Here is a 16,566-nt window from a genome sequence, read left to right as displayed (position 1 = left end):
GGGTTAAGGTGAACAGGTGGAAAAGATTTTTTCAGAACCTGATCACATATCCCGAGGAGGAACTATTATGGAAACTAAAAAACCTAATGATAGAATTTCGGATTTACAGCATAAGCAATCGGTGCAACCTGGATTTACTCCAGATGCCCTGGTAAAAGATATTGTGCTGCAATTCCCAAAAGCTGCGGATTATTTCAAGTCCAAACGGATTGATTTCTGCTGTGGAGGCGCCAAACCTCTTACTGAAGCAGCGGTAGAGCGTGGACTAGATCAAGAGATGATCATTAGTGATCTCAACAAGCTGTTCGAGGAATATCCGGTACCTCAAGAAGAACTCGCATGGAATACAGCACCTTCTGCAGAGTTAATCGAGCATATCGTGAGTAAACATCACCATTACCTGCGGGAAGAGCTGCCCCTGATTAGCCAAAATGTAACTAAGGTATACCGGGTTCATGGCGGAGATTCCCCTCATTTAGAAGAGGTATATAGTTTGTTTAATGCACTCAAGGAAGATCTTCTTCAGCATACAGCTAAAGAAGAGGAAGACGAGTTTCCAAAATTATTAGCATATGATGCCAATCCAAGTGAAGAAGGGCTGACCATACTTCGCGAGGCATTAATTGAACTCGAGAGTGAACATGACACAGCAGGCGATATATTGAGACAAATACGCAAAATAACAGCTGATTTCACCCCACCGGCTCATGCTTGTACAACCTATCGTTTGACTTATGCCCGGCTAGAGGAGCTGGAGAGCATGACTTTTGAACATGTTCATCTGGAGAATAATATATTGTTCCCTAGATTCCAGTAGAAAAAATGAGTTTCATAGAGTCCCTTAGGGGACTTTTTTTATATTTGAGAACAAAGCTTATTTACGTTATTCTTAAATAGACAGTATGCATAACTTACTACAAGCCTGAGACGCTGTGTGGTCATTAGGCGGGACAAGGCGGTGTCACTATGCCCACGAAATATATGTGGAGGTTGTTAGTAGGATTAGTCATCGTATTCATAATAGGTGGGTGTTCCACTCTTGCTGACATTAATAATGAAGGGAATAATGGCTTAGCAGGATCAGACGGGCCTACGCTTTCGCTTATCGTTGCGGGAAATGACTTGCTTACCAACCCTTTGGACAAGCAGCTTAGCGAGAGCTACAGAAAAGGGATAACGATCTTTGACCTACTGAAAGGTAGTGGGAAGGCCACCTTTTCTGAGGATAACACAAGCATTCTAACGGTAAATAATATTTCACTCGGTCCAGGAATGAATTGGGAGCTGCAAATGGATGGGGGGACCATTGGACCTGAGGATTGGGGTCGAACAGTCGGGCATGAATCAAAATTAGTAATTACGGCGATGTCTAAGGAACAAGAAGAACCCCTTCAAATTGTGTTGTTGACCGTGAATGGTGGAAGTGAGCAAGTGAATTTGAATCATTCATATGTTATGGGATTTACTGAAGATTTAACAGTGAGAGGTTTGTTGAAGAACAGCAGTGTGGTGCAGTTAACCGAAGACAACAAAAAGGTGTTATCCATTGGTGATTATACTCCTCTTAGCAATGAAGTTTGGAAGATGAAGGTGAATGGGAAGCAGCTGCTTGAGAATGGAATGGACATGAAGCTTAGAGTGCAGGATGAATTGGAGATTTTATTGGCTATACGTTAAAAAAAAGTACATAAATGCCAGATCTACGGTTGCTCAGAACCCGTGATCTGGCTTTTTTAATTGGAAGTTATAACCTAATAAAGTTGTCTCATTTTTATGTGAAAACATTCACATTTAATGTGACTGTAATCACAATCTCTCTTAAATTTTGAAATGTATAATTCCATTATGTAGAAGAGAAGTTGAAGCAAAGTTCAACAAACGGATAAGAATGAGGAGGCACCTAACCATGGCAGCGAAGAGAGAAAAATTAGTATTAGTCGGCAACGGTATGGCAGGCATAGGTACGCTAGAGCAAATATTGAAGCTAGGTGGAGCTTATGACATTACGGTCTTTGGAAGCGAACCTCATCCCAATTATAATCGGATCATGTTGTCCTATGTTCTCGAAGGCAGCAAAACCATCAACGATATCATCCTAAACGACTGGAATTGGTATGAAGATAACAACATTACCTTGCATACAGCAACAACAGTTACACGAATTGACGAGCATTCTAAGCAAGTAATTGCGGATAACGGTATGGCTGTTTCTTACGATAAAGTGATTATTGCAACGGGTTCGAATTCATTTATTTTACCTGTACCTGGTTGTGATAAGGAAGGCGTTGTGGGTTTCCGGGATATTGCAGATTGTGATGCAATGCTGGCTGCGGCTAAACAATACAACAAAGCGGCGGTAATCGGCGGGGGTTTACTTGGCTTGGAAGCGGCAAAGGGTCTTGTGAACCTTGGCATGGACGTTACTGTAGTGCATCTGATGGAAGATCTAATGGAGCGCCAGCTGGATCGTAATGCCTCCTCTATGTTGCAAGCTGAGCTAGAGCGTCAAGGCGTGAAATTTGCCATGGGCAAACAAACAGTAGAATTGACCGGGGAACAGAGAGTAAGTGGATTACAATTTAGTGATGGCACTTCACTTGCGGCTGATTTTGTAGTTATGGCTGTAGGCATCAAACCGAATATAACTGTGGCAAAAGAAAGCGGAATTGCTGTTAATCGTGGGATTGTAGTGGACGATTATCTGCAGACCTCTATGCAAAATGTATATTCCATTGGCGAATGTGCCGAACATCGCGGAGTTTGTTACGGATTAGTAGCTCCGCTATTCGAGCAGGGGATGGTTCTAGCTAAACATCTCTGCGGAAGCGATACAAACCCATATGAAGGTTCTGTTGTCTCCACCAAATTAAAAATTTCCGGAGTGGATGTATTTTCTGCAGGTGAGTTTATGGATTCTCCTGAACATGCTGTAATCTCAAGCAAAGATGAATGGAAGCGAACCTATAAGAAAATTCTGCTCAAAGACAATGTCATTGTTGGTGCAGTCCTGTTCGGGGATGTGACAGAGTCGGCTAACCTGCAAAAGTTAGTAAAACAAGGCGCTGTAATGACCGATGAAATTTATACAGAGGTTATGGGTACGGGCTGCTGCGGAAATGGAGCCAAAAAGAGCACATCCGTAGAAGCGATGGCGGACGAAGAAATCGTTTGTGGCTGTAACGGGGTTACGAAAAAAGCGATTGTGGATGCGGTCATAGAAAATGGTTTTACTACTGTGGACGAAATAAAAGCATGTACAGGAGCGACGCGCTCTTGCGGAGGTTGTAAACCGGTTGTAGAACAAATTTTACAATTTGTCCTGGGTGATAGTTTTGAGCAGTCTGCCAAGCAAGGAATTTGTAGTTGCACAACGCTTAGCCGGGATGAGATTGTTGCTGAGATTACAGCTAAAGGTCTTAGTACTACTAAAGAGGTTATGCATGTACTGGGTTGGAAACAAGAGGAAGGCTGCTCTAAATGCCGTCCGGCGATTAACTATTATCTGGGGATGATAAATCCGGATACACATCAAGACGAGAAGGAATCACGCTTTGTTAATGAACGTATGGGAGCCAATATTCAGAAAGACGGAACCTATACCGTTATTCCACGCATGTACGGCGGGGTAACGACACCGGAGGATTTGAAGAAAATCGCTGATGTCTCCCTTAAATATGATGTGAAAGTTGTTAAGGTGACTGGTGGGCAACGCCTGGATCTAATCGGGGTGAAAAAAGAGGATCTGCCGAAAGTATGGGAAGAGCTCGATATGCCATCAGGTTATGGTTATGCTAAGTCGCTACGTACCGTTAAGACTTGTGTGGGTTCACAGTTCTGCCGTTTCGGCACACAGGATTCGCTGGGAATGGGCGCGCTCATAGAACGTAAGTATGAACGTCTTGATTTTCCTGCCAAGTTTAAAATAGCTGTCAACGGCTGCCCGCGTAACTGTGCGGAATCCTGTACGAAGGATATTGGCATCGTCGGTAATGATGGCGGTTGGGAAGTGTTTATCGGTGGTAACGGTGGGATCAAGCCACGGATCGCTGACTCCTTCTGCAAAATAAAGACCGATGAAGAGTTGATCGAAGTGTGCTCCGCTGTGATGCAATATTACCGTGAGACCGGCAATTATTTGGAGAGAACCTCCGAGTGGGTTGAGCGTATGGGACTTGAGCAGATTCAAATGGTCATTTTGAATAATGAAGATAACCGCAAAGAGCTGGCCGCACGGATTGACTTTGCTCTGACTCAGGTTACGGATCCTTGGAAAAAAATGCTCAATGACAGCAGCACTCGTACTGCGCTTTTTGAAGAAACAAGAGTCTAGCGGATATAACGCACACAGAAGGGGAGAGACCAATGAATAAGACCACACAAACGTATGCAATAGGATCAGTACAGGATTTCCTGCTGCAAATTGGCCGCGTAGTGATTGCTGGAAATGTTGAACTGGCTGTGTTCCGTGCCTCTGACGGAGCCATCTATGCAGTAGAGAATCGCAGTCCTCATCCTAAGGGGGGCCCGCTTGCTGAAGGGATCGTGTCAGGTCACTATCTGTACGATCCACTGTACGATTGGAAAATCGATCTGCGCACGGGTGAGGTGCAGGCACCAGACCAAGGTAGTGTGGTGACTTATCCAGTCACACTGGACGGAGAGAAAGTTACAGTGAGCATGTAGACACCGAAGAGTGTAGTAATAGATTTAATAGAAAACGGTGGGGTGGAGTATTATGTTTACGCAAAGTGTGGAGAGCATCGTAGAGACGGCAGTCAGTAAGCGGGACAAAATGAATGAAAGCTTGCCAAGATATTTTCTAGCAGCCCTATTGGCAGGTGCTTATGTAGGCATTGGGATTATCCTTATTTTCTCCCTAGGAGCACCGCTAGCGGCTGCCAAATCTCCTTTCCAACCGCTTATTATGGGCACATCCTTCGGCATCGCCCTGACGCTTGTAGTATTTGCAGGCTCAGAGCTGTTTACCGGGAATAATATGTTTTTTACTGTAAGTACACTGGCAGGCAGAACCAGTATCTGGGATACCGTTAAGAACTGGATTCTTGTATTCATCGGGAATGTGGTAGGTGCAGTGATTTTAGCACTTTTAATTCGTGGGACTGGGTTGTTCAGTGCTGCGCCGCCGGAGCATTTGATTTTTACAGCTGCTGCTAAAAAAATGAGTCTCCCGTTCTCTGAGCTGTTTTTTCGTGGAATCCTATGTAACTGGCTGGTCTGTTTAGCGCTATGGATGTCCTCACGCGCTAAAAGTGAATCTGCTAAGCTAATCTTAATCTGGTGGTGTCTGTTTGCCTTTATCGCAAGCGGATATGAGCATAGTGTGGCTAATATGACTCTGCTTAGTGTTGCTGTGTTGCTTCCAAATCATCCGGAAACCATTACGATAGCTGGATGGCTGCATAATATGATCCCTGTAACTTTGGGGAATATCATTGGTGGAGGCGTATTCGTCGGTATGGCCTATTGGGTGATCTCACCAGTGCGTGGTGCTCGCAACAACCGTTAAGATCCATTTTTAATTAACTATATTAGAGCTGAACAAATCTTGGGTTTAGCTCTTTTTTTGTTGAATATAAAAAAAAGACACCTGCATTAGGCGCCTTGGACCACTCTATTTTATATTATGCAGAATAATTGGGTCATGTATGTTTCATTGAGGTGAATAGAGGGTATATTATAACGGAATTAGATCCGGCAGATTTCGTTCGGACACAATTCGCAGTGGCAAATTTCTTGCAGCATGCCAAGGTCCTTGATGACAATCATACCGTTCTCATACTCAACAGCATCTTTTTTACGCAGGTCGCTCAGCATCCTGTTAACACTTTCACGAGTGGCACCGATCATGTTGGACAAATCTGTATGCGTAATTTTTTTGTTGATAAGGATATTCTCACCGTCGCTGCTCTTCTCACCGTAGGTGTTGCCAAGACGAATGAGCGTGGAGCAGAGTGCACCTGGTTTGCCGTACATCATTAGATCACGGAATTTAGTTTGGGTGAGACGGTGATGAATACCCATCCATTTCATAAAGTCGATAGCAAAGTCACAATGTTGGCAGATGAGAATTTCTAGATCCTTTTGTTCGATGACGCCAACTTCACTTTCTTCAATCACTTCGGCTGTAAAGCTATGCTTAGTGCTGAAGAATGGATCTGCTTGACCTACCATATCACCAGCTTGATACATATAAAGAATGAGTTCTTTACCTTCATCAGTAGATTTAGTTAATTTCACACGTCCACGTTTGATATAAAACAATTTATCCGAGTAGTCGCCTTCCCAGAATAGATGTGAACCCTCTGGAACTATGCGCTCTTTCATTGTAACTAGAAGTCTGTTGAAATTCTGTTCGGAGAAACAGTTTGTATTTCCGTGGGCTTCGATAACATTGTAATGTTCTTTTAGCATAATCGACATCCCCTTTATTCCCTCAGTTTTTCAGTAAATTTTAAATTAATTATACCTTGAAAATCCCTCGAATTGGTTATAAAAAATCGTTTAAAAGTGTCGAATTTTCAACATTGTGATAAATTTCACTTCTAAAGTGTTCGATGTAATATTCTTTTTAACTAAAAAAGAGTAAGTGATCTCACGTTTATGATATATGAACAGCGGCTATCCATTATTCTCAAATACTGGGTTAATCGCTGTTTTTTTGCGTCCCCGTTAGATTGTAACATATAACACAGTTGAAATTCATGTTCAAGAAATTAGTTTTATCTCAACTCCGTATAAATGCACACATCTTCATTACGGTCGGACATTGGCTCTACTGCTATGCAGCGATATCCTGAAATTGGAGCAAAAATCAGGAGAAGGAGAAATCATAAATGGCTAAAGTAGCAGACAAATATCTTAAGGTTGATCCGTGGGCAATTATTGAAGAGGGCTTTGATCCAGAGCGAAATCGGACTTCGGAATCTATTTTTTCATTGGGTAATGAATATATGGGTGTACGGGGATATGCAGAGGAAGGGTATTCAGGTGACACCCTGCAAGGAAGTTATTTTAATGGATTAAATGAACAATTGGATATTGGCAATCACTACAAAGGGATTATTCGCTCGCTGAGATATATGGTGAATGCAGTGGACTGGCTGTATACACGTCTATCTGTAGATGGTGAACAGCTTGATTTAGCAAAAAGTAACGTAACGGATTATGTGCGTAGGTTGGATCTTCGTAAGGGTACGTATCGGAGAGAGCTAATCTGGCATCTAAACGATGGCAAGTCACTAAAAGTAGTCTTTACACGTCTGGTCAGCATGACTATGTCTCATTTGGGGTTGCAGCGGGTGGAATTTGAACCCCTTAATTTCTCGGGGAGCGTGGACATTTGTGCAGGTCTTGATTTCGGCATTATTCATGAAGAACGCGGCGAATGTATGTGGAACAGTCTCCGCAGCGGAGTAAGTGGAGCGTCCTCTGCTATTATGGCGAGTACAGTGAATACTGGGAATAAGCTGTTCTCAAGCTTTACCTTACAATCCTCGCAGCCGTTACAGCTCACTGCTACTGAGAGTGATAAGTTTATTGGACAAAATTTCACCCTCAACCTTACGAAAGGAGAAGTCTCCTATTTTACCAAACTGGTTATGAACTATTCGGATAGTGATTCTGCCCATACAGATGAAGAGCTGTGGAGCAAAGGTCTGTCTCTTGCTGAAACCGCAAGCCAATTGACGGATACTCAAATAATCGCTGATCAGACAGCTTATTGGAAGGGCATCTGGGAGACAAGTGATATCCGAATTGAGGGCGATCCTGAGAATCAACAGGGTATTCGTTTCTGTATCTTCCAGCTTTATCAGACCTATCATGGCGATCATCCCGGTTTTAATATTGGTGCCAAAGGGCTGACGGGGGAAGTATATCGTGGGTTGGCTTTTTGGGATACAGAATCCTATTGCTTACCGTTCTATATGTTCAATAATCCAAAGGCTGCCCGGAGCTTATTGGAATTCAGATATAAAACATTGCCACAGGCTATGCAGCGCGCTAAAGAGGTGGATTGTGAGGGAGCTTGTTATCCTATTGCTACTATAGATGGAACAGAAAGCTGTGATCTCTGGCAGCACTCTAATCTTCAGCTTCATGTAGGGACTGCTGTTTCTTATGGCATTTGGCATTATGTCAAAAATACCGGTGATAAAAGCTTCCTGCATAGTAAAGGGGCTGAGATGCTGATTCAGATCAGCAGATTCTATGCTACACGTGGTCAATGGGGGCAACGCAGCGGGGAATATGGTTATTTTGGCGTAATGGGTCCTGATGAGTTCCAATTGATGGTCAATAACAACTGTTACATTAATCTGATGGCTCAACAATCTTTTGAATACACCCTAGAGACTCTTCGGGAGATGAAAGAACAGGCTCCTGCTGCTTTTGCAGCTGTGGTAGAGAAAACAGAACTTCATGACGAGGAACTCACCGATTGGGAAAATAAGGCGCAGCATATGCGGATTCCGGTTGACGAAGTGACAGGAGTTTATGAAGAGCATGATGGGTTCTTCGATATGCCACATATTGATATTCATTCGATTCCGGTAACAGAATTCCCATTATATTCGAACTGGTCATATGATCGTTTGTATCGCTATGACATGATTAAGCAGCCGGATGTACTTATGTTTATGTTCTTGTACAGCGGACAATTCTCTAAAGAAGCGAAGCTGGCGAACTACGAATACTACGAGCCTAGATGTATTCATGAGTCTTCGCTGTCACCTTCGATCCATTCCATTTTGGCAAGTGAAATCGGCAAACCCGAGGAAGCATATTCGTTTTTTGAATTTGCTACTCGACTGGATTTAGACAACTATAACCGCAATACCCGTGAAGGGCTGCATACTACCTCAATTGCTGCTGCTTGGATGAATATTGTTTACGGCTTTGGCGGAATGCGTTCGGATGGAGCGCGTCTGTCCTTTCAGCCAACCCTGCCAGAACGCTGGGATGAATATAGCTTCCAAGTGTTGTATGAAGGAGTGCTTCTGAGAATTGTGGTGGACAAAAATTCAGTAACAATCACTGCGGTTAATGGTGGAAGTACCGAAATTATAGTGTACGGACAGTCGATTAAAGTGGATGCTTCCGGGAAGACGCTTCCGCTAGGCGAAGGGATGCTGGCAGGATGAATTGGACCGCAAAGGATAGTTGTTTTGATAAACAGCTGGTGACGACAAACGGTAACAAATATATGTTAGGCAACGGCTACATGGGATATCGCGGCACACTGGAGGAATTCAGCAAAACCGAGCTAGTAGCTGTCACCCTCGCAGGTCTATATGACAGAGCAGGAGACAAATGGAGAGAACCCGTTAATGCCCCTAATGGATTGTTGACCAAGATTTTCTGTAATGATCAGCTCTTAAGTGTGCTTGACCGTGAACCGGCCGCTCATACTCAGGAGCTAAATATCCGAAATGCCATTCATCATCGGAGCACTGAATATGCTGTATCTGACGGAGGGACGTTGACGTTTACCGCAGATCGATTCGTAAGCCAGGATAATCTTCACTTGCTCGTTAGTAAATACTCTATTCGCAGCACACAAGACTGCCGAGTAGTCATTGAGACGGGAATTGACTTAGATGTGTGGGATATCAATGGACCTCATCTCTACGGACAAACGGTGCAATTGAAGGACGAGGTGCTGATCTCTTCATCTGTCAGCGGAGAATTGAAGATTCCGGTTGTTGTGGCGGAGAGGGCGGTATTCAGTTTTGGTGAGGAGCTACTGGAAGATGGGGCTGCTGTTCGCCGGATTTCTTTTCATGCCCGTGCGGGTGAGACGTATGAATGGTTTAAGTGTGTAGCAGTCTATACTGGACTTGATGCTGATCAGCCGGAGACGGAAGCTGTTAAATCTGTCCATGCTGCTGAGGCGCTGGGTTATGAGGCGTTATTTAAGTCTCACCGTCTGATATGGGATGAGAGATGGTCACACAGTGATGTAATCATCGAAGGTGATGAAGCTGCCCAATTTGCCTTGAGATATAGTATCTATCAGCTGTTAATCATTGCGCCTACAGTTTCGGAGAAGGTGTCTATTCCAGCCCGGGGATTATCGGGTCAGGTATATAAGGGAGCTGTATTTTGGGATACGGAAATGTTTATGTTGCCGTTTTTCCTGCACAGTGATCCTAAGGTAGCGCGGAACTTGATGATGTACCGGATTCATACATTGGATGGTGCACGCCGTAAGGCAGCGGAATATGGATTTTTGGGCGCATTTTATGCTTGGGAAAGTCAGGATACGGGAGACGATGCCTGTACTTTGTTTAATGTGAATGATGTATTTACAGGCCGGCCGATGCGCACCTATTTCCGCGATAAGCAGGTTCATATCAGTGGTGACGTTGTGCATGGGATCTGGAAATATGTTCAATTCACAGGCGATGAAAGTCTGCTTACTAGTGGAGGAGCAGAGGTGATCTGGGAATGCGCTCGCTTTTTCTACTCTTACGCTTACTATAATTCGGTTAAACAGCGGTTTGAGATTCTGGATGTTACAGGTCCGGATGAATATCATGAGCGTGTGAACAATAATGCTTTTACGAATGCACTGGTTAAAGAGACGCTTGAGATTGCCTTGCGTACGGCAGCCTTGCTGCAAGAGAAGTATCCTGAGGACTACAGTCAATTGTCCGCTCAGTTTAGCTCAGGGCCATTCCTGAAGGAGTTCAAAACGATGCTGGATAGCTTTTATGTTCCACAGCCTGATCCTGCCAGTCTTGTTATTGAACAATTCGACCGGTACCTCACCTTGGAGGATGTAGAACTAACAGAACTGAAATCACGTGTGCTTAATAAAAATGAGTATTTTGGCGGCGGCAATGGCTTAGCTACCACCACAACCATACTTAAACAAGCAGACGTTGTGTTGATGCTGAATTTGTTCAAGCACTCCTTTAGCAAGGAAGTGAAACAAGCGAACTGGGAATTTTACGAACCGCGTACGGAACACGGATCAAGCTTAAGCCCTTGTATTTACGCTTTGGTAGCTGCTGATATTGGTTCACCGGATTGGGGCTATCCGTATTTTATGCGTACGGCTACCGTCGATCTCACCGGCGAATCTAAGCAATATGTAGGGGATCTCTACATCGGAGGGACTCATCCGGCTGCGAATGGTGGTGCTTGGATGGCTGCGGTTCTTGGCTTCGCTGGGTTGGACTACGATGGAGGGGTTGTGCACATCAATCCATCTCTGCCGCAACATTGGCAGTCCGTTCAGCTTCCGGTTACCCTGCGCGGCGATACCATCCAACTGCGGATCAGAAAGGATGAAGTCACTGTGATCACAGCTGCTGATTACAGTGGAGACTTAGTATTCTCGGTGCGAGGCGGAGAAGGCAAGTCTTGCTCCGCAGGTGAGACCCTTCGACTGGCCTTTGACGAAACGGGATTATAAATATTAATACACAACGGAGAGGAAGCAAATCAATGTTGGAAAATATGAAAGGCGCCATCTTTGATCTGGATGGCGTGATCGTAGATACAGCCAAATATCATTATTTGGCGTGGGCGAGTCTTGCAGATGAGCTTGGCTTTAAATTCACGGAGGAGGATAACGAACGGCTTAAAGGTGTGAGCCGGATGAGATCGCTTGATATCCTGCTGGAAGTGGGTGGCCTGGAATTTAAGGAAGCAGAGAAGCTGGCAATGGCGGAGAAGAAAAACCGCCTGTACGTAGAATACATTTCTCGGCTCGAGGAATCGGAGCTGCTGCCTGGAGTGAAAGAATACCTGACAGGAATGAGATCACGTGGGATTGGGATTGCGTTAGGTTCAGCCAGTAAGAACGCTGAGTTTATTTTGAATAAGCTGAACATTACAGACTTATTTGATGCAGTTGTTGACGGCAACAAAGTGTCACTAGCCAAACCGGACCCAGAGGTGTTCCTGATCGCGGCTCAGGAGATAGGCTTGCAGCCGGATGAATGTGTTGTGTTTGAAGATGCTGAGGCAGGCGTTCAAGCAGGTAAAGCTGCTGGGATGAAGGTTGTAGGTATCGGCAAACCTGAGGTGCTGAAGGAAGCTGATCTGGTCGTAAAAGGATTGTATGAGCTGCTGACAGACTAAAGCTCTAAATGAACATGGGACCGACTCCAAAGTAGCGGATGATTTTGGGGGCGGTCTTTTTTTTGTGCAAAGTCTCTGTATTTAGCTAGCTCTGACTGTCTATCGGACCTCATAGTCGCTATTAGCTGCAAATTAAGTCATTCAGAACGTTAGTCAAAAGCTCGGACAGTGTATCGGACCTCATAGTCTCTATAAGTAATAATCCGGCTCATTTGCGATCCTATCGGACCCCATAGTCGCTATTGGCTCGAAAAGTCCTCGTTTCGCGCTTGTTTGGAACGAATAACGCCACTGGAGTCCGAACCTCCCTGTAAAAGCCAAAAATCATCCCAATAGCTGTATCTGAGTCCGATCGCTCATCGTAAAGAGAGAGTGTGGGAATGCAAAACGCCGAATAAGTAATAAACCGCACATTAAGTAATCCAAACGCACAACAAGCAGCAAGTCGCACAGTAAATAATTCAGAAGGTTAGTCTCAAGCTCAGAAGGTGATCGGACCCCATAGTCGCTATTAGCCGTATATTAAGTCATTCAGAACGTTAGTCAAAAGCTCGGACAGTGTATCGGACCTCATAGTCTCTATAAGTAATAATTCGGCTCATTTGAGAAGATATCGGACTCCATAGTCGCTATTGGCTCGAAAAGTCCTCGTTTCGCGCATGTTTGGAACGAATAACGCCTCTGGAGTCCGAACCTCCCTGTAAAAGCCAAAAATCATCCCAATAGCTGTATCTGAGTCCGATCGCTCATCGTGAAGAGTGTGTGTGGGAATGCAAAACGCCGAATAAGTAGCTGAGCTGCACATTAAGTAATTCAGATAGTTAGTCTTAAGCTCAGACGGTGATCGGACCCCATAGTCGCTATTAGCCGTATATTAAGTAATTCAGAACGTTAGTCAAAAGCTCGGACAGTGTATCGGACCCCATAGTCGCTATTAGCCAAAATTCGGCTCATTTGTGATCCTATCGGACTCCATAGTCGCTATTGGCTCGAAAAGTCCTCGTTTCGCGCATGTTTGGAACGAATAACGCCTCTGGAGTCCGAACCTCCCTGTAAAAGCCAAAAATCATCCCAATAGCTGTATCTGAGTCCGATCGCTCATCGTGAAGAGTGTGTGTGGGAATGCAAAACGCCGAATAAGTAGCTGAGCTGCACATTAAGTAATTCAGATAGTTAGTCTTAAGCTCAGACGGTGATCGGACCCCATAGTCGCTATTAGCCGTATATTAAGTCATTCAGAACGTTAGTCAAAAGCTCGGACAGTGTATCGGACCTCATAGTCTCTATAAGTAATAATCCGGCTCATTTGCGATCCTATCGGACCCCATAGTCGCTATTGGCTCGAAAAGTCCTCGTTTCGCGCTTGTTTGGAACGAATAACGCCACTGGAGTCCGAACCTCCCTGTAAAAGCCAAAAATCATCCCAATAGCTGTATCTGAGTCCGATCGCTCATCGTGAAGAGTGTGTGTGGGAATGCAAAACGCCGAATAAGTAGCTGAGCTGCACATTAAGTAATTCAGATAGTTAGTCTTAAGCTCAGACGGTGATCGGACCCCATAGTCGCTATTAGCCGTATATTAAGTAATTCAGAACGTTAGTCAAAAACTCGGACAGTGTATCGGACCCCATAGTCGCTATTGGCTCGAAAAGTCCTCGTTTCGCGCTTGTTTGGAACGAATAACGCCACTGGAGTCCGAACCTCCCTGTAAAAGCCAAAAATCATCCCAATAGCTGTATCTGAGTCCGATCGCTCATCGTAAAGAGTGTGTGTGGGAATGCAAAACGCCGAATAAGTAGCTGAGCTGCACATTAAGTAATTCAGATAGTTAGTCTTAAGCTCAGACGGTGATCGGACCCCATAGTCGCTATTAGCCGTATATTAAGTCATTCAGAACGTTAGTCAAAAGCTCGGACAGTGTATCGGACCTCATAGTCGCTATTAGCCAAAATTACGCTCATTTGAGAAGATATCGGACTCCATAGTCGCTAATGGCTCGAAAAGCCCTCGTATCGCGCATGTTTGGAACGAATAACGCCTCTGGAGTCCGAACCTCCCTGTAAAAGCCAAAAATCATCCCAATAGATGTATCTGAGTCCGATCGCTCATCGTGAAGAGTGTGTGTGGGAATGCAAAACGCCGAATAAGTAGTAAGTCGCACATCAAGCAATCCAACGCACAATAAGCACCACCATCGCACATCAAGTAATCCAGACGCCCAACAACAAAGCACATTCAAGTATTGAAGTACTTGAGTATTAAAGTGTTCAAGAACATACATCGCACTTCTTCCATATAGAGATCATTCCTCCTAGCCCCACGCAGTGATCTTTACGCCGCCCCCCCTTTTTTCTGTTTGCGGTTTTTAGAAAGGGAGGAAGATCATGGAGAGGAAATTTGGAACTGGAGGAGCGGAAGCGTCCGCCTTTGTCTCCGGATTTTATCCGCCAGTAGCGGTATAAATCAAAAAATCTGGAGACAACAGCGGCCGGAAGTCCAAAGTTTCCTCGTAATGACCCCATGACTCCCTCTCTCACAAATTCGCCCAACAGAAAAAACTACATACAAATGAACATAAAAAACTTTAAAATAAACATATGTAAGCGTTTATCACTTTGATATAGTTATTGAACCCGGAGGTGTATCTCGATGTTGTCTAGGCTGATTAGGCCGATTTTGAAGCTAAACGTCAAACAACAGCTTATCCTGCTGTTTCTGATTATGATCTCGCCGATTCTGTTTTTGAACATTTACGGGAATATGAAGGCTGAGCAAATTCTGAAGCGCCATGTGACGAATGCTTATGTAGAGCTGAACAAGCAAAACTTCACCATCATTAACCGAGATATCGATACCGTAAATAAAATTACTACCACTGTAATTCAAAATCCTCTGATTCAACAGATTAATATGACGGGTTCGGATACCATTCTGGAGCGGGTTAAACGTTATGAGACGATAGAGAAGCTGTTGGTCAGTTACTCGCAGGGAGCGGAGCGTGGGGACGGCATCTATTATTCCCTTTATATATACGATCCCGAGGATTATTATTTTTTTGCACCCAATTTCCCACAGGTTAAGAAGGCGGGGGTATATTTCTTTTCTAAAGCGGAAGAGCCCTATTGGTTCGAGGAGGTTGTCCAGAAAAAGGGCCGCGGATCTCTAAAATTTACAGGGAAGCTAAGTGCACAAGCAGAAAACTTGAAGACTCTTACCTATATGAGAGCTGTCAATAACATCTCCAGAAAAGCTGAGACCATTGGGGTTTTAGTCATTACCAAAATGGACGCAAAAATCGGAGAATCCCTTAAATCCATATCGTTGCCTGATGGTGATATTTACTTAACAGATCTGGATAATCGTGTACTCGCTTCTACTACGAATAATACTGGTGAGATCATTACGCTGCCGGAGACGGTCGTTGCTGAGGATTTGGAGGGAACCGTGGATGTTATTACCTCGGATTTTATTTATGTGGTCAATAATAACCATGCCTTAGGACAGAAGCTAGTCTACAAAATCGCCGTAAAAGCGCTGCTGCAGCAACAAAACGAAATGAAAAGTGTGATTCAATACATAACTGTGGCCTATGCTGTTTTTGGATTAATCATGATTACTTATTTCTGGCGTTCATTAATGACGCCTTTGCAAAAGTTAGCTTTTTTCGTCCGGAAGTTTGAGCCAGGCAATCGTGTCCCTGAGACGCCAAAAAGAGGGAGTAACGATGAGGTCAGTGTGCTGATTGGATCTACCTATGACATGGCCCGCAGGCTAAATGGACTAATTACTTATAAATACCAGATGGAGCTAAAACAGAAGGAATCACAGCTTCAACTGCTCTATCAGCAGATCAATCCGCATTTGCTCTACAACACTTTGGAGAGTATTTACTGGAAAAGCTCGCTGGAAGGTAACGTTGAATCCGCCGAGATGATCAAGGAATTATCCAAGCTTATGAAGATTAGCCTCAGTCGGGGAAGGGAGCTGATTAGCCTTGAAGAAGAGCTGGAGCATGCAACGGCCTACATCAAGCTGCAGCAGCACCGGTATGATTATATATTTCGTGTAGTAATGGAGATTCATCCAGATACGAAAAGAAATCTAATTCCTAAAATTACCCTGCAGCCGTTAATTGAGAATGCTATTATTCATGGTGTCAAAAATATGGGCGAGGATGGGGAAATCATCATTAGCGCAGTTTGTGTGGACGATACCGTCGAGATCTCGATTGAAGATAATGGCTATAAGACTGTTGATTATCAGGCCATCGAAGCTGTGCTGAATGACGACAGTCCAAATCCGGCCAGCGGTTACGGGATTCGCAACATTAACCAGCGTATTCATTTACACTTCGGCTCTGATTATGGCATCAGCTATACCCCTCGTAAAGAGGGCGGTACATTGGTGACGGTTAAGCTTCCGAAATCAGAGAATCAGGACTAAGGAAGGGGAGCAT

10 protein-coding genes are annotated in these 16,566 nt (G+C 44.3%); 9 read left to right on the top strand and 1 reads right to left on the bottom strand.

Annotated features, from left to right (window positions below; genetic code table 11):
- Positions 1–121: 121 nt before the first annotated feature.
- From ric to NST40_RS22650, 5 genes are all read left to right on the top strand, one after another.
- On the top strand, positions 122–817 hold the full coding sequence (ric, locus tag NST40_RS22670; protein ID WP_339248794.1) for an iron-sulfur cluster repair di-iron protein: 696 nt from the start codon (positions 122–124) through the stop codon (positions 815–817).
- Positions 818–966: 149 nt separating this feature from the next.
- Positions 967–1,677, top strand: a complete 711-nt coding sequence (locus tag NST40_RS22665; RefSeq protein ID WP_342410016.1) for a hypothetical protein — start codon at positions 967–969, stop codon at positions 1,675–1,677.
- Positions 1,678–1,906: 229 nt separating this feature from the next.
- Positions 1,907–4,330 carry a nitrite reductase large subunit NirB gene (gene nirB / locus NST40_RS22660; protein ID WP_076278121.1) on the top strand — a complete coding sequence of 808 codons (2,424 nt, stop codon included), beginning with the start codon at positions 1,907–1,909 and terminating at the stop codon, positions 4,328–4,330.
- Between the two features lie 32 nt (positions 4,331–4,362).
- The gene (nirD, locus tag NST40_RS22655; RefSeq protein ID WP_076218891.1) at positions 4,363–4,683 is read left to right on the top strand and encodes a nitrite reductase small subunit NirD; all 321 of its coding nucleotides are present in this window, start codon (positions 4,363–4,365) and stop codon (positions 4,681–4,683) included.
- 52 nt (positions 4,684–4,735) lie between these two features.
- The gene (locus NST40_RS22650; RefSeq protein ID WP_076130683.1) at positions 4,736–5,527 is read left to right on the top strand and encodes a formate/nitrite transporter family protein; all 792 of its coding nucleotides are present in this window, start codon (positions 4,736–4,738) and stop codon (positions 5,525–5,527) included.
- Between the two features lie 179 nt (positions 5,528–5,706).
- Here the strand turns inward: NST40_RS22650 and NST40_RS22645 are convergent, their stop codons facing one another.
- Positions 5,707–6,432, bottom strand: a complete 726-nt coding sequence (locus NST40_RS22645) for a Crp/Fnr family transcriptional regulator (protein ID WP_036682945.1) — start codon at positions 6,430–6,432, stop codon at positions 5,707–5,709.
- 422 nt (positions 6,433–6,854) lie between these two features.
- Between NST40_RS22645 and NST40_RS22640 the strand changes: the two genes are divergently transcribed.
- The 4 genes from NST40_RS22640 to NST40_RS22625 all read left to right on the top strand — a co-directional run bounded on the left by NST40_RS22640 (position 6,855) and on the right by NST40_RS22625 (position 16,553).
- Positions 6,855–9,161 carry a glycosyl hydrolase family 65 protein gene (locus NST40_RS22640; RefSeq protein ID WP_076278119.1) on the top strand — a complete coding sequence of 769 codons (2,307 nt, stop codon included), beginning with the start codon at positions 6,855–6,857 and terminating at the stop codon, positions 9,159–9,161.
- On the top strand, positions 9,158–11,440 hold the full coding sequence (locus tag NST40_RS22635) for a glycosyl hydrolase family 65 protein (protein WP_342410015.1): 2,283 nt from the start codon (positions 9,158–9,160) through the stop codon (positions 11,438–11,440). The genes NST40_RS22640 and NST40_RS22635 overlap by 4 nt, the downstream gene beginning before the upstream one ends.
- 32 nt (positions 11,441–11,472) lie before the next feature.
- Entirely contained in the window at positions 11,473–12,111 is a 639-nt protein-coding gene (gene pgmB, locus NST40_RS22630; RefSeq protein ID WP_076130680.1) for a beta-phosphoglucomutase, read from the top strand.
- A gap of 2,648 nt (positions 12,112–14,759) precedes the next feature.
- Positions 14,760–16,553, top strand: a complete 1,794-nt coding sequence (locus NST40_RS22625; protein ID WP_076184180.1) for a histidine kinase — start codon at positions 14,760–14,762, stop codon at positions 16,551–16,553.
- Positions 16,554–16,566: the final 13 nt, after the last annotated feature.

This window comes from Paenibacillus sp. FSL R10-2778 (assembly GCF_038593035.1).
Classification (GTDB): domain Bacteria; phylum Bacillota; class Bacilli; order Paenibacillales; family Paenibacillaceae; genus Paenibacillus_AQ; species Paenibacillus_AQ odorifer.
Note: the sequence above shows the minus strand (reverse complement) of the source record. Positions and strands in the feature narration are given on the sequence as shown.